11 protein-coding genes are annotated in these 14,660 nt (G+C 73.3%); 1 reads left to right on the top strand and 10 read right to left on the bottom strand.

Annotated elements, in window-relative coordinates:
- Positions 1–7: 7 nt before the first annotated feature.
- The 9 genes from CUD01_RS11365 to CUD01_RS11325 all read right to left on the bottom strand — a co-directional run bounded on the left by CUD01_RS11365 (position 8) and on the right by CUD01_RS11325 (position 12,350).
- Positions 8–811 carry a helix-turn-helix domain-containing protein gene (locus tag CUD01_RS11365; protein ID WP_141321159.1) on the bottom strand — a complete coding sequence of 268 codons (804 nt, stop codon included), beginning with the start codon at positions 809–811 and terminating at the stop codon, positions 8–10.
- A 58-nt stretch (positions 812–869) separates the two neighbouring features.
- Entirely contained in the window at positions 870–2,213 is a 1,344-nt protein-coding gene (locus CUD01_RS11360) for a M16 family metallopeptidase (RefSeq protein ID WP_094179762.1), read from the bottom strand.
- 1 nt (position 2,214) lies between these two features.
- Positions 2,215–4,443, bottom strand: a complete 2,229-nt coding sequence (locus tag CUD01_RS11355) for a polyribonucleotide nucleotidyltransferase (protein ID WP_141321157.1) — start codon at positions 4,441–4,443, stop codon at positions 2,215–2,217.
- Between the two features lie 293 nt (positions 4,444–4,736).
- Positions 4,737–5,006: a 30S ribosomal protein S15 gene (rpsO, locus tag CUD01_RS11350; protein WP_094179760.1), complete on the bottom strand. Its 270-nt coding sequence runs from the start codon at positions 5,004–5,006 to the stop codon at positions 4,737–4,739.
- Between the two features lie 139 nt (positions 5,007–5,145).
- Positions 5,146–6,177: a CAP domain-containing protein gene (locus tag CUD01_RS11345; RefSeq protein WP_141321155.1), complete on the bottom strand. Its 1,032-nt coding sequence runs from the start codon at positions 6,175–6,177 to the stop codon at positions 5,146–5,148.
- Positions 6,178–6,293: 116 nt separating this feature from the next.
- Complete coding sequence (locus tag CUD01_RS11340) at positions 6,294–7,289, bottom strand: bifunctional riboflavin kinase/FAD synthetase (protein WP_141321153.1); 996 nt, start codon at positions 7,287–7,289, stop codon at positions 6,294–6,296.
- Between the two features lie 134 nt (positions 7,290–7,423).
- Positions 7,424–10,543: a glycoside hydrolase family 9 protein gene (locus tag CUD01_RS11335; protein ID WP_218023857.1), complete on the bottom strand. Its 3,120-nt coding sequence runs from the start codon at positions 10,541–10,543 to the stop codon at positions 7,424–7,426.
- Between the two features lie 221 nt (positions 10,544–10,764).
- The gene (gene truB / locus CUD01_RS11330) at positions 10,765–11,757 is read right to left on the bottom strand and encodes a tRNA pseudouridine(55) synthase TruB (protein ID WP_141321149.1); all 993 of its coding nucleotides are present in this window, start codon (positions 11,755–11,757) and stop codon (positions 10,765–10,767) included.
- Complete coding sequence (locus tag CUD01_RS11325) at positions 11,754–12,350, bottom strand: TetR/AcrR family transcriptional regulator (protein ID WP_243861109.1); 597 nt, start codon at positions 12,348–12,350, stop codon at positions 11,754–11,756. Before CUD01_RS11325 ends, truB begins: the two co-directional genes overlap by 4 nt.
- Before the next feature lie 107 nt (positions 12,351–12,457).
- On the opposite strand from CUD01_RS11325, the gene CUD01_RS11320 reads away from it, so the two are divergent.
- Positions 12,458–14,008: an MFS transporter gene (locus CUD01_RS11320; protein WP_141321148.1), complete on the top strand. Its 1,551-nt coding sequence runs from the start codon at positions 12,458–12,460 to the stop codon at positions 14,006–14,008.
- Between the two features lie 64 nt (positions 14,009–14,072).
- Here CUD01_RS11320 and rbfA read toward each other — a convergent pair whose 3' ends face one another.
- Complete coding sequence (rbfA, locus tag CUD01_RS11315) at positions 14,073–14,522, bottom strand: 30S ribosome-binding factor RbfA (RefSeq protein WP_141321146.1); 450 nt, start codon at positions 14,520–14,522, stop codon at positions 14,073–14,075.
- Positions 14,523–14,660 lie beyond the last annotated feature (138 nt).

The raw sequence follows: 14,660 nt of genomic DNA, 5'->3' as shown, positions 1-14,660 counted from the left end.
CGTGCCGTCAGTGGGCGGCGATCGACTGCGCGAGCCGGTCGACCACGCGCCGCAGCTCGGCGGGCGCGAGGCCCGTCGTCCGCTCGACCTCGCGCGGCGCGGGCCCGCTCGACTCGTACCACTGCAGCGCACCGACCACGTCGCGCGGCGACACGGGCCCCGGACCGGCCGCCTCGCGCACGAACCCCGCGAACCGCACGGCGGCCAGGTAGGACGCGGGCGCGACGCCGACCAGCCGCACGCACCAGCGGTGCAGGTCGCTCACCGTCACCCCTTGCGCTCGCGCCAGGTCCGCCGCAGCGACGAGGCCGCGCGTGCGGTCGACCTCCGCGACCACCTCGGCCATGGCCGTCACCCCCGCGGGCCGGTCGGTCGTGCGGGAACGGGCGACGAGCGCCGCGACGAGCACGCGCACCGCGTCCTCGTCGTCGCCGTGCGCGAGGGCGTCGCGCGCGAGGACCGCGTCCGCCTCGTCGACGACGGCCGCCAGCGGCGCACACCGGTCGACGAGCAGGTCGTGCGGTCGCAGCAGGGCGAGCGCGAGCGGGTGCAGCTGCAGCCCGAGCCGCACCGCCGGTCCCGCCTGCTCGCGCACGACCGCGCGGGACGAGAAGCCGCGCACCCCGCTCGCATCGTCCGTCTGCTCCCCCGTCAGGACGTCCGTACGCACCCCCGGTGCGCCGACGACGAGCTGCAGCAGCCCGCGGCCGTCGGGCAGCAGCACCTCGCGGTCGCCGCCCTCGTCCCGCAACACCCAGGCGTGCTCGACGAGCAGCGGCGCGGAGGCCTCGATCCACCGGTACGCGGTCACAGCCCCATCATGGCGCGCCGGAGCACGCCCGTGGGCGGACGGGACCGCCCGCCGCGCGTCAGTCCCCGAAGGGCCCGACGCGCACGACCGAACGGGGGCGCGACGCGAGCTCGGCGGCGAGCTCCTGCACGTCCTGCACGGTCACCGCGCGCACCCGCTCGAGCGACTCGTCGATCGACAGCAGCGCACCGTGCACCAGCTCCGCCTTGCCGAGCCGGCTCATGCGCGATCCGGTGTCCTCCATGCCGAGCACGAGGCCGCCCGAGAGCTGCCCGACCGACCGCTCGAGCTCGGCGGACGTGATGGGCGTCTCCGCGAGCCGCTCCCACTCCGCGACCATCAGCGCGACGACCTCGTCGACCTTCGCGGGCGTGCAGCCCGCGTAGAGGCCGAACACGCCGGTGTCGGCGTGGCCGGACGCGAACGAGTACGTGGAGTACGCGAGGCCGCGCTTCTCACGGACCTCCTGGAACAGGCGGGAGGACATCCCGCCGCCCAGGACGGCGTTGAGCACGGACAGCGTGAACCGCCGGTCGTCGGTCGCGGTCAGCGACGTGCAGCCGACGATCACGTTGGCCTGCTCGGTGTGCCGGCGCACGGAGCGCTCCACACCCACGATCGGCAGCCCGTGCTCCCCCGCGCCGAGCTCGCGCGCGACGTCGCGGCGACCCGTGGGGCTCGCGTCGTCGGCCAGGTCCCAGCCGCCCGCGGCGAGCGCGTCGGCGACCTGAGCGCACAGCGTGTCGTGGTCGACGCCACCCGCCGCGCTGACGACGAGCGTCTGCGGCCGGTAGTGCCACCGGTAGTGCTCCCACACGGCGTCGCGCGGGACCTCACGGATCGTCTCGGGAGTGCCGCCGATGGGCCGGCCCAGCGGGTGCTCGCCGAGCACCCCGCTCGCGAACTGCTCGTGCACGACGTCGCTCGGGTCGTCGTCGTTCATCGCGAGCTCTTCGAGGATCACGCCGCGCTCGGTCTCGAGCTCGTCGGTCTCGAGGCGCGCCGACGTGACCATGTCCGCGATCACGTCGACCGCCATGGGCAGGTCGGTGTCGAGCACCCGCGCGTAGTAGCACGTGTGCTCCTTGCCGGTGGCGGCGTTGGCCTCGCCGCCGACGGCGTCGAACGCCTCGGCGATGTCCATCGCCGAGCGCCGCGCGGTCCCCTTGAACAGCAGGTGCTCGAGGAAGTGGGTCGAGCCGAAGTGGCCGGACGTCTCGTCGCGCGAGCCGACGCCCACCCAGGCCCCGACGGTCGCCGACCGGAGCCCGGGCATGTGCTCCGAGAGGACCCGGACCCCGCCGGGCAGGACGGAACGACGCACGTGGGCGTCGCCGTCCTGCCCGGCGGACTGCTCCGCGCCCGGGAGGCCCGGGCGCACGAGCGGGAGGTCGAGCGGCACGTCAGGCGTCGGCCGGGGCGGCCTGCGCCGCGTCGGAGTCGGCCTTGTCCTCGTCGACGACCGCGTGCAGCGACAGCTTGCCGCGCGGGTCGATCTCGCCGATCTCGACCTGGACCTTCTGCCCGATCGACAGCACGTCCTCGACGTTCTCGACGCGCTTGCCGCCGACGAGCTTGCGGATCTGGCTGATGTGCAGCAGACCGTCCTTGCCCGGCGAGAGCGAGATGAACGCGCCGAACGTCGTCGTCTTCACGACGGTCCCGACGAAGCGCTCGCCGATCTCGGGCATGTGCGGGTTGGCGATCGCGTTGATCGCGGCCCGCGCGGCCTCGGCCGACGGACCGTCGGTCGCGCCGATGTAGACCGTGCCGTCGTCCTCGATCGAGATGTCGGCGCCGGTCTCCTCCTGGATCTGGTTGATCATCTTGCCCTTCGGGCCGATGACCTCGCCGATCTTGTCGACCGGGACCTTCACCGTGATGACGCGCGGGGCGAACGGGCTCATCTCGTCGGGCACGTCGATCGCCTCGGCGATGACGTCGAGGATCGCCAGGCGCGCCTCCTTGGCCTGCGTCAGCGCACCCGCCAGGACGCTCGCGGGGATGCCGTCGAGCTTCGTGTCGAGCTGGATGGCCGTGACGAACTCGCGCGTGCCCGCGACCTTGAAGTCCATGTCGCCGAACGCGTCCTCGGCACCGAGGATGTCGGTGAGCGCCGCGTAGCGGGTCTCACCGTCCACCGTGTCGGACACCAGGCCCATCGCGATGCCCGCGACCGGCGCGCGCAGCGGCACACCGGCGTTCAGCAGCGAGAGGGTCGAGGCGCAGACCGAGCCCATCGACGTCGAGCCGTTCGAGCCCAGCGCCTCGGAGACCTGGCGGATCGCGTAGGGGAACTCCTCGCGGCTCGGCAGGACCGGCATGAGCGCACGCTCGGCGAGCGCGCCGTGGCCGATCTCGCGGCGCTTCGGCGAGCCCACGCGGCCCGTCTCACCGGTCGAGTACGGCGGGAAGTTGTAGTTGTGCATGTAGCGCTTGCGCGTCTCCGGGGAGAGCGTGTCGAGCTGCTGCTCCATGCGGAGCATGTTCAGCGTCGTGACGCCGAGGATCTGCGTCTCGCCGCGCTCGAACAGCGCCGAGCCGTGCACGCGCGGCAGCACCTCGACCTCGGCCGAGAGCGTGCGGATGTCCCGCAGGCCACGGCCGTCGATGCGGAAGCCGTCGGTCAGGATGCGCTGACGGATGAGCTTCTTCTGCACCGAGCGGTACGCGGCGGAGATCTCCTTCTCGCGACCCTCGAACGACTCGGCGAGCTCGCCCTGGACCTCGGCCTTGATCTCGTCGAGCCGACCCTCGCGGGTCTGCTTGTCGGCGATGCTCAGCGCCTCGCCCAGGCGCGCCGTCGCGGCGGCCTCGACCGCGGCGTAGACGTCGTCCTGGTAGTCCGGGAACGTCGGGAAGACCTGCGTCTCCTTGGCCGCCTTCGCGGCGAGCTCGGACTGCGCCTGGACCAGGACCTTGATGAACGGCTTCGCCGCCTCGAGGCCCTGCGCGACGATCTCCTCGGTCGGCGCCTGGCCGCCCTCGTCCTTGATGAGGTTCCACGACTTCTCGGGCGCCTCGGCCTCGATCATCGCGATGGCGACGTCGTCGCCCACCACACGGCCGGCGACGACCATGTCGAACGTCGCACGCTCACGCTCGGAGTAGCGCGGGAACGCGACCCACTGGCCGTCGACGAGCGCGATGCGCACGCCACCCACGGGGCCGGAGAACGGCAGGCCCGACAGCTGCGTCGAGATCGACGCCGCGTTGATCGCGAGCACGTCGTACGCGTCGTCCGGGTGGATCGCCAGGACCGTGATGACGACCTGGACCTCGTTGCGCAGGCCCTTGACGAACAGCGGGCGCAGCGGGCGGTCGACCAGGCGGCAGGCCAGGATCGCCTCGGTCGAGGGACGGCCCTCGCGGCGGAAGAACGAGCCGGGGATCTTGCCGGCGGCGTACTGCCGCTCCTCGACGTCGATCGTCAGCGGGAAGAAGTCGAACTGCTCCTTGGGGTGCTTGCCGGCCGTCGTGGCCGACAGGAGCATCGTGTCGCCGTCGAGGTACGCGGCGGCGGAGCCGGCGGCCTGCTTGGCGAGCCGGCCGGTCTCGAACCGGACGGTACGGGTGCCGAAGCGACCGTTGTCGATCACGGCCTCGGCGAACTGGATCTCGGGACCCTCCACGGGTGCCCTCCTCGTGTGTCGAAGGCGCCGGCCGGTCCCGGCGGTCTTCGATCGAGGCCTACGGAGCTCGTGCTCCGGGGGCCACTACCGAGGACCGGACAGGTGGACCGACGCGGTGGATGGTGCGGTGGTGCTGGTGGTGCGGGTGCGGGTCGGGCGGACGTCACGTCCGCCGCGCTCGCGCGGCACCGCCGACGATCATGCCGCCGGTGCCGCCGGGCTGTCGCGCGACGCGCGGGCCCGACATGCGGACCAGCCCGGACCCCGCACGGGGTCCGGGCTGGTCGCGAGGTTCAGCGGCGCAGACCGAGGCGCTCGATGATCGAGCGGTAACGGTTGATGTCCACCTTCTGCAGGTAGCCGAGAAGGCGACGACGACGACCGACGAGCAGCAGCAGGCCGCGGCGGCTGTGGTGGTCGTGCTTGTGCTCCTTGAGGTGCTCCGTCAGGTCCTTGATGCGCTGCGTCAGGACAGCGATCTGGACCTCGGGGGAACCGGTGTCGCCCTCGTGCGTGGCGTACTCGGTCATGATGGCCTGCTTGGTGGCAGCGTCGAGGGACACGGCTCTCCTTGTGTGGTTCGTTGCGCGGTGCGCCGGGGCACGTCCACCCGGGCTCTCTGGATCCGCGGCCGTTCTGACGGCTCCCACAGACTACCAGGCCTGGCCGGACCGACCGGGACGGGCCGTCACGGGACAGGCGTCACGCGGTCGGGTCGTACAGCCGCACGAGGTACGAGTACGACGACTGGCCGCCGCCGCGGATGCCCGTCACCGTGACCCGGTAGTACGCGACCGCCTTGCCGGTGGGGTGGGCGACGCCCGACACGTCGAACACGACCGTGTTCGGCCCGTACCCGGTCGCGACCGGGTGCTTGCGCACCGAGTGCGTCTTGACGACCTTGCCGTCCGTCGTCACGCGCTGCACCTTGACCGCCGCCTTGTCGAAGCTGACCGCGCCGTTCGACGAGGACAGCGACCACCGGCCGTCCGGCTCGATCTGCTGCGGGAACCACCCGCGCGCGGGCCACTCGATCCAGCCCGGCCGCGCGGCGTTGGCCGAGGTCCCGAGACCGAACACCGTCAGTGCGTTGGCGTTGCCGGTCGAGCCGGTCGCGATGTGCGTCGTGGCCGGGTTGAGGATCCAGCGGCGGTGACCGGCCGCGGTGTTCCCGTCGCCGGGCTCGTCCATGTAGGCCGCGATCGCCTTGGAGCCCGTGGCGCCGAGCGCGAGGTTCGACGAGCCCGCCGCCTCCTTGGCCGCGGGCGACCAGCACCGCGGGAAGTCGCTCTGGCTCGGCGAGTGCGACAGCTTGCCGTTGGCGTCCATGAGCAGCGCCGCCTTCTGCGCCTTGTTGCTCGCGGTCGTGTCGAGCTTCACCGTCGAGAGCTGCACGAGCATGCGCATCGAGTTGACCATGCGCAGCGTGGCCGCACGCGACGCGTCGGACTCCCGCCCCATCGAGCACGACGAGACGCTGCCCGACCACGAGACCCGGGTGCCGAGGGCCGGCACGATGCGGGTGCGGTAGAGGTTGGTGACCCAGGCCTTCGTCGGCATGCGGTCCGACGTCCCGGACGCCGCGACGTCGGTCGCCGCGGGGGCGGCCACGAGCGCCCGCGGCGCGGACGCCGACGACCGCACGGGTGCGGCCGAGGCCGGCAGCGCGCCCGCCGCGAGGAGCGTCGACGAGACGAGGACGAGAGCAAGGACGCGCGTGCGGGCTGGGCTCACCCGACACCTCCAGGACGACGGCAGACGCTCGGCAGGACCGGGACCCCTTGCGAGGTCCCGACACGGCCATCGGCAGGTCGGGGCGCCGACCTGAGGCTTTCGTCCGAAGATCCTCGTCAGTCGTCCGCGGCCAGGACCTCGCGGACCCGCTCGACGTCCGCGTGCATCTGGTCGAGCAGCTCGTCGACCGACGAGAACCGCAGCGTCGGGCGCAGTCGCGCCACGAGGTCGAGCACGACCTCGTCGTCGTACAGGTCGAGGTCGGTGCGGTCGAGCACGTAGGCCTCGACACGGCGCTGCACCCCGTCGAACGTCGGGTTCGTGCCGATCGACACCGCCGCGGGCAGGCGCACCTCGTCGACCGGCGTGCCGTCCGCGCGACGCGTGCGCCGCAACCAGCCGGCGTACACGCCGTCGGCCGGGACCATGCCGACCGCGTCCTGCGCGAGGTTGGCCGTCGGGAAGCCGAGCTCGCGGCCCCGGGCGTCGCCGTGCACGACGATCCCGCGCAGCCGGTGCGGGCGCCCGAGGACGAGGGACGCCTGCTCCACGTCGCCGGCCGCGAGCGCCTCACGGACCCACGTCGAGGACCAGCGGCGCGCCCCGCCGGACGCGTCGTCGGCCGGGCCGCCGTCGTCGGGCGTGATGTCGTCGATGACCTCGACGTCGAACCCGTGGCGCCGCCCGAGGTCGACCATCGTCGACAGGTCGCCCGAGTTCTGCCAGCCGAACCGCACGTCGCGCCCGACCACGACGGTGCGCGCGTGCAGCCCGTCGACGAGGTACGTGCGCACGAACTCCTCGGGGCTCTGCCGCGCGAACTGCAGCGAGTACGGCAGCAGCAGCACCGCGTCGAGCCCCGTCGCCTCGAGCAGGTCGAGCCGGTCCTCGTCGCCCGTGAGCAGGGGCGGCGCGTCGTCCGGCCGGTGGACCTGCAGCGGGTGCGGCGTGAACGTCACGGCCACCGCGGACCAGCCGCGGGCGCGCGCGTCCGCGGCCATGCGCCGCAGGACGTTCGCGTGACCGCGGTGGACGCCGTCGAAGTTGCCCAGCGTGACGACGGTGGGACCGACGTCCGCGGGGACGTCGGCGAGGTCGGACCAGCGATGCACGCGCCGATCATGCCACCGCGGCGCGGCCGTCGGCGGCCACGTACCACGGCGCGACCCCGCCACCGACACCTGGACGGGTCGGTGGCGGGGTCGCGTCTGGTGCGGCGGGCCGCCGGCGGTCAGGTGCCGTCAGGTCACCCGCGACCGGGCCACGGGATGGGACCCGGACCCTTCGGGCCGGGGCCCTTGGGGCCGGCGAGCACCGTCACCCGTGCGACGTCGGTCGTGGCGGTACCGGACGCGTTGCGGAACACCGCGCGGTACTGCGCACCGTCGGTCGCCGGCGTCACGACGATCCGCAGGGTCGTCGTCCGGGCGCCGGGCACGTCCACCCAGCGACCCTTGGCGTCACGCACCTGCCACTGCACGGACGGCGCGGGCTTGCCGCTCGCGGTGGCCCGCAGCGCCACGGACGTGCCCTTCTTCGCCGAGACGTCCGACGGGTGCTTGGTCACGACCGGCGCGGTCGGGACCCCGCTCACGCCGAGGTCGGCGACGAACGACGCGACCCAGGACATCGGGGCGTTCCAGTTGATGGTGAGCTCGTTGACCGACCACGCCTCGATGTCGTCGACGTAGCAGAGCTGGGGCGCGCAGTCGTGACCCGGCGGGTAGAGCCGGTTCATGACCGGGTCCCACGTGCTGCTCTGGGAGTTCGGGCCGCCCGCGATCGTCCCCGGCGGCGGCGGGACGAGCCACCGGCTGTGCTGGTGCGAGGCGAACTTGGTGCCGTACCCGGTGATGTAGGAGATGTTCAGCGCGTTGCGCCCGAGCAGGTAGTCCATCGACTCCAGCACCGCGTTCGCGAACCGCGCCTGACCCGTGAGGTCGTACGCCGTGGCGAGCACGACCTGGTTGTTCAGCACGGACGAGCTCGAGCCCCACACGTACGAGCCGTCGGCGTCGCCCGGGTAGGTCGTGCCGAACGCCTCGGCCTGCTGCCAGGCGAGGATCTTCTCGGCCCCGGTCACGACCGACGCCTGCACGGCCTTGCGGGTCGGCAGCTTGCTGGGCACGGTCGCGAGGTCCATCCGGCCGAGCGCCGCGACGCTCCCCCAGGAGAACCCGGAGCGGGCCCAGATGTCGCTCGTCGCGAGCGGGCTGCTCTGCACGGCGGTCTCGAACGTCTTCTCACCCGTCGTGAGGTAGAGCTCGGCGGCCGCCCAGTAGAACTCGTCGCTGACGTCCGTGTCGTCGTACGGGCCGCCACCGTTCTGCCCCGCGGACTGCGGCGCGTACAGGTCGGGAACCCGCTTCGCGGCGGCGTAGGTGCTGCGCGCGACGCTCAGGAGCTGCTGGGAGAACGCCTTGTCGTACTTCGCGAACAGTCGCGCGCCCTGCGCGGCGGTCGCCGCCACGTTGAGCGTCGCGGCCGTCGACGGCCGGTGCAGGCGGCGCTCCTGCGGGTCCTGCGACGGCAGGAGGCCGAGGCCCGTCCAGCCGACGTCGTGGATCTTGTGGTGCACGAGGCCGTCGAGAGAGCGCTTGTCGGTCGCGGACACCGTCATGCCGGAGCCGGTCGGCACCTGCATCTGGAGGAAGAACTCGAGCTCCCAGCGGGCCTCGTCGAGCACGTCCGGCACGCCGTTGCCGCTCTCGTCGGCCGGCACGTCGAGCGTGCCGTCCTTGAGGGCGCCGCGGGCCGCGTCGGGCGAGTGCAGCGACCGCTCGTACATGCTCAGCAGCTGCGCGACGGCGATGCCGCCGTTGACGACGTACTTGCCGTGGTCACCTGCGTCGTACCACCCGCCCACGACGTCGAGCGAGTAGCCGGTCGGGCACGTCCAGGTGCCGTAGGACCACGCGGCACCGTCCTCGGCCGCGGTCAGGCACGCGACGTCGAGGTCGCCCTTGTTGACCTCGCCGTCCGGCCCGGACACGTGGCCGGCGGGACGGTCGTAGCGGTCGTCGGGGACGTCCACCGCGATGCCCGAGCGCACGGGGTAGAAGTAGTTCAGCGCGTCGTAGCGCAGCTGCGCGTACAGGTCCTTCGCGATCGCGAACGGGTCGCTGCGGTCCTCGCCCACGACGAGCGTGTACCCGCTGCCGGCCGTGCGGAACGACGAGAAGTCGATCGTCTGCACGGTGAGCTGCGACGAGGGGTCGAGCCCGGCGGGCGTCGCGTCACCCGAGGCGACGGTGGCGCCCGACGAGTCCTCGAGCCGCCACGCGAGCGGCTCGGTGGCGTCGCTCACGACCGTGGCGTTCTTCGGCCCGTCGGGCAGGTAGCCGAGCTGGTTGACGCGCACGGGTCCGCGCACGTCCGGCTCGTACGGCGGCGGGGGCGTCGCGACCTTCTTGAGCGACAGGCTCGTGATGCAGAACGTGAAGTCCCCGCGGGCACCCATCTGCAGCGCGACCTGCCCGACACCGACGGCCGGGTCGTCGGACTGCGCCGGGAACGTCACGGGCGAGGTGAACGCGAGCTCGTGCTCCGTGAGCTCGGTCGACAGCTGGGTGTTGTCGGCGAACGCCGCGCGCCACGGCACGGCGTTCTCGCCGACGATCGTGCGGATCGTCGCCGCGTTGCTCGCGCTCGCCGTGAACGTGAGGCGGTAGTTGGCGTCCTCCTCGATCGGCAGGCCGTTGAGCACGAGGCCGTCGTACTGCCCCGAGCCCGCGGGGACCTCGAAGCACAGCGGCTCCCCCTCGCCCGGCTCGGAGGTCACGGTCCAGCCGGCCGCGCTCCACCCCTCGGGCAGCACACCGTCGAAGCTGGTGTCCGGGATCAGCTCGGCGTCGCCCGCGAGCTGGAAGTCGTCGAGGCAGAACGTGTAGTCGGCCGCCTGCGCGCCGAGCTGGAACGACAGGTTGCCCTCGCCGCTGAACTCGGGGTTCCAGGTGAACGAGTACTCCTGCTCCTGCGAGGTCAGGGCGACGGTCGACGCCACGTCGTCGGGCCACCCGATGCCCGCGCGCAGGTTGACCGAGACGTCCTGCGTCGCGTGCGCGGTGAAGGACACCGTGTAGGTGGTGCCCGCCTCGAACGTGATCCCGTCGTGCTGCGCGGCGACGGTCCACGGGTCTTTCGTCCCCGTGGGGACGACGACGCAGAACTCGCCGTCGACGACGGACGACGTCGAGTCGCCGCCGTAGCTGTGCCAGCCCTGCGCGCCGGACTCGAAGTCATGCGTCGACCCCACGGGATCCGCGAGGGCGGCCGGCGCGACGACCGTCGCGGCGACCAGGGCTGCGGCCGTCAGGCCTGCAGAAAGGACAGCCGTGCGTGCACGGCGACTGGACCAGGAAACCACGTCGTCTCCTCGAAGCCGGGCCAGATGGCCACAGGGGCGCTGCCACGAGAGCCGGACACCACCCTCGATCGTCGCCAGGGGGACGGTACAGCGCAAACCAGGCGTACGGAACCGGTTCCGAGCACCCGAACCGGTTCGAAGCGCGACGTCAGCACGCATGTCACCCGGATCGGTGACCTCCGCACGAGTTGCCCGTGGCCGACCTCCCGGCGCCGGCGAGGTCAGTCGGCTGCGAGCACGAGCACCGGGCGGGCGCGGCCCTCCCGCAGGCGCAGCAGCGCGACCAGCCGCCCCGAGGGGTCGATCGCCGCGACGGTCGCGTCCGGGTCACGGGTCGTGCCGTCGGCCCGCAGCGCCTGGCCGTACCCGAGCGCCCTGGCCTCGGCCTCGTCGACCAGCCGCACGGGGAACGTCGCGCGCGCCGCGTCCGCGAGCGGCATGACCTCGACCGGGACGTCGTCGGGTGACGCCGCGAGCGCCTCCAGCGTGCGAGCCTCGGAGAGCGTGTAGCCGCCCACGCGCGTGCGTCGCAGCGCGGTCAGGTGCGCACCCACGCCGAGCGCGGCACCCAGGTCCCGGGCGAGCGCCCGGACGTACGTCCCCGACGAGACGACCGTCCGGATCTCGACGTCGAGCACCCGCACACCCTGGGCCTCGGCCGCGCGCACGTCGCCGACGACGAGCTCGTGGACCGTCACCGGCCGCGCCGGGAGCTCCACCTGCTCACCGGCCCGCACGCGCGCGTACGCCCGCTCGCCGTCGACCTTGATCGCGGACACCGCGCTCGGGACCTGCAGGATCTCGCCGGTGAGCGTCCGGGCGGCCGCCTCGACCTGCGCGCGCGTCAGGTGCGCGGCGTCGTCGGCTCGCGTGACCTCGCCCTCGGCGTCCTCGGTCGTCGTCGCGATGCCGAGGCGGACCGTCGCCGCGTACTCCTTGTCCGCGCCCACGACGTAGGTCAGCAGGCGCGTCGCCCGCCCCACGCCGACCACGAGCACGCCGGTCGCCATCGGGTCGAGCGTGCCCGCGTGCCCGACCTTGCGCGTGCCGGCGATCCCCCGCATGCGCGCGACGACGTCGTGGCTCGTCCACCCGGCGGGCTTGTCGACGACGACGAACCCGTCGGCCGCGGTCGGCCTGCGACGCGGCCGCTCCCCCTGCGCCGCGCGGCGTGCCCGCGCCTGCTCGTGCGCGTCCGTCCGGGCCCCGTTCACGCGCCACCCGCCGCGCGGTGGGCGGTCAGGGCGACGCACTCGAGCAGCCCGTCCATGCCCGGGTCCTCGCCCGGGTGCGCCTCCGCGTCGGTCGCGACGAGCACGTTGAGGAGCATCCCGAACGCGACGAACTGGCGCGCCTCGTCGGGCGTCGCACCGGTGGCGTCGACGTAGAGGCGGTACGCCTCGCCCAGGCAGTGCCGCGCGGCGCGGCCGACCTGCTCGTCGGCGCTCGCGATGAACCCGTGCATGAGCAGCCGCAGCAGGTCGCGGTCCTCGATGAGCTCGAGATAGGCGCGTCCCATGGCCTCCTTGGGGTCGTCCTCGCGCGCCGCGACGGTGAGCACGCCGACGACGCGGTCCGCGGCCTGCTGGTACGCCTCGAGGAACAGGTCGCGCTTGGACCCGAACAGCCGCACGACGTAGGGCTGGGACACGTCGGCGGCGCGCGCGACCTCGTCCGTCGTGGCGGCGAAGCCGCCCTCGGCGAACACCCGGCGGGCCGCGCCGAGGATCTGCTCGCGCCGCTCGTCGCCGGACATCCGGGTGCCGCGTCCGGGCTCCGTCGCCCGCTCGTGCGTCTCGCTGGTCATCTTGACAGGTTATCAGCCGATGCCTACGGTCCCCCTTGTTAGTAATCACTCAATGCCAACAAGTAGTCCGGGGATCCGACCCCGGCCGGACCCGCAGGGGAGATCCGATGACCACGCACCAGACCGCCGGGCCGCCGCCCGGCGCCGGACCGGCCCGCACGGGGGCACGTCGGCGCACCGCCGGCACCGGCATCGCACTGCTCGCCGCATCGCTGCCGATGTTCATGGCCACGCTCGACAACCTCGTCATGACGACCGCCCTGCCCGTGCTGCGCACCGAGCTGTCGGCCTCGCTCACCGAGCTGCAGTGGATGGTCAACGCGTACACGCTCGCGTTCGCGTCGCTCATGATCGCCGCCGCGACGCTCGGCGACCGGCTGGGACGGCGACGCGTGTTCGTCGGGGGCATCGTCCTGTTCGCGCTCGCCTCGATCGCGTCCGCGCTCGCCACCACCCCCGAGCTGCTCATCGCCGCCCGCACCGTCCAGGGCGCGGGGGCCGCCGCCGTCATGCCGCTGTCGCTCACCCTCCTCGCCGCCGCCGTGCCGCCCGCGCGGCGTGCGATGGCGATCGGCGTGTGGGGTGCCGTGTCCGGCCTCGGGGTCGCGCTCGGCCCCGTGATCGGCGGCGCCGTCGTCGACGGCATCTCCTGGCAGGCGATCTTCTGGATCAACGTGCCGGTCGCGCTCGTCGCGGTCCCGCTCGTCCTGCGCGTGCTCCCCGAGTCGTCCGGACGCGCGCAGCGCATCGACGTGCCCGGGCTGCTGCTCGCCGCGGCCGGTGTGCTCGCGCTCGTCTGGGCGGTCGTCAACGGCAACGACGAGGGCTGGGGCTCCGGCCGCATCATCGGCGCCACGGTCGCCGGCGTCGTCCTGCTCGTCGGCTTCCTGCGCCGCGAGGCCCGCACCGACCATCCCCTGGTGCCCCTCGGCCTGTTCCGCGTGCGCTCGTTCTCGGTCGCCAACGGCAGCGCGTTCCTCTTCTCGGTGGGCGTGTTCGGCACCGTGTTCGTGCTCTCGCAGTACCTGCAGATCGGCATGGGGTACAGCCCGCTCGCAGCCGGGATCCGCACACTCCCCTGGACCGCCGCACCCATGCTCGTCGCACCGCTCGCGGGCCTGCTGGCCCCCCGGCTGGGCGTACGCCCCCTGCTGACCGCGGGGCTCGCGCTGCAGGCCGTCGGCCTCGCGTGGCAGGCCGCGGTGATCGGCGACGCGACCGTGTACGCCGACCTGGTCCCGGGTCTCGCACTCGCCGGCATCGGCATGGGCCTGACGTTCGCACCGTCCGCCACCGCGGTGCTCGCCGACATGGTGCCCGACGACCACGGCACCGCGAGCTCCGTGAACGCGACGATCCGCGAGGTCGGCGGCGCCGTCGGTGTCGCCGTCGTCGTCGCCGTCTTCCAGGCCGCGGGCGGCGCGCTCACACCCGACGGGTACGCACAGGGCCTGCGCCCGGCTGCGTTCGTGGGCGCGGCGGTCGTCGGGCTCGGCGCCTTGGTCGCGGCGCTCATGCCCCGCGCAACGGGCCGCATCACGCCCGACGTCGACGTGGTCACGCCCGACGACCGCCGCGCCGACCTGGACCTCGACACGGACCCGCACCCGGAACGCCCGGCAGCCGCCGCGGCCGAGCCCACGCTCGCCGCACGCTGACGGCGACACGCGACGAGGGCGCCCCGAGCATCTCGGGGCGCCCTCGTCGTGCGTGCACGGACGGTCAGCCGCGCGTGTCGTCCTCGTCGTCCTCGTCGGCGAGCCGACGGTACGGGTCCGCCTCACCGGCGTACGACGACGACCGCGCGAGCGCCTGGAGCTCCGCGTCGCGACGCGCGGCGTCGGCGAGCGCCTGCTCGAGGTGCGCCGCGGTCTCGGGCACCGCGTCCAGGTGGAACGCGAGCGTCGGCGTGAGCCGCACCCCGGTCTGCTTGCCGACCTCGGAGCGGATGACGCCCTTGGCCGACTCCAGCGCTGCCGCGCTGCCCGTGCGGGCGTCGTCGCCGCCGTACACGGTGTAGTAGATGTCCGCGTGCTGCAGGTCGCCCGTGACACGCACGTCCGTCACGGTCACGAACCCGAGCCTCGGGTCCTTGATCCGCGTGTCCAGCATCTGCGCCACGACCTGCTGGATCCTCTCGGCCAGCTTGCGCGCCCGTCCGGTATCAGCCACCACAGTTTCCTTCCGCTAGGACCAGCCTCCCGGCCGTCACCCGCGTGGGGCGACGGCCAGGAGGGTGTGGTGTGCGCGCACGGCCGTGGTCGGGCCTGGCGGGCGGCCGCCCCGCACGGGGCGGCCGCCTGGTAGGCC

This window comes from Cellulomonas uda, assembly GCF_006538705.1.
GTDB classification, from domain to species: domain Bacteria; phylum Actinomycetota; class Actinomycetes; order Actinomycetales; family Cellulomonadaceae; genus Cellulomonas; species Cellulomonas uda.
The sequence above is the reverse complement of the archived record's forward strand: the minus strand, read 5'-3'. Positions and strand labels throughout refer to the sequence as shown.

What these genes read in the sequence shown, in the direction of transcription:
- CUD01_RS11325 (WP_243861109.1), bottom strand. Translation starts at nt 12,350, where the DNA reads ATGACCAGCGAGACGCACGAGCGGGCGACGGAGCCCGGACGCGGCACC.
- CUD01_RS11320 (WP_141321148.1), top strand. Translation starts at nt 12,458, where the DNA reads ATGACCACGCACCAGACCGCCGGGCCGCCGCCCGGCGCCGGACCGGCC.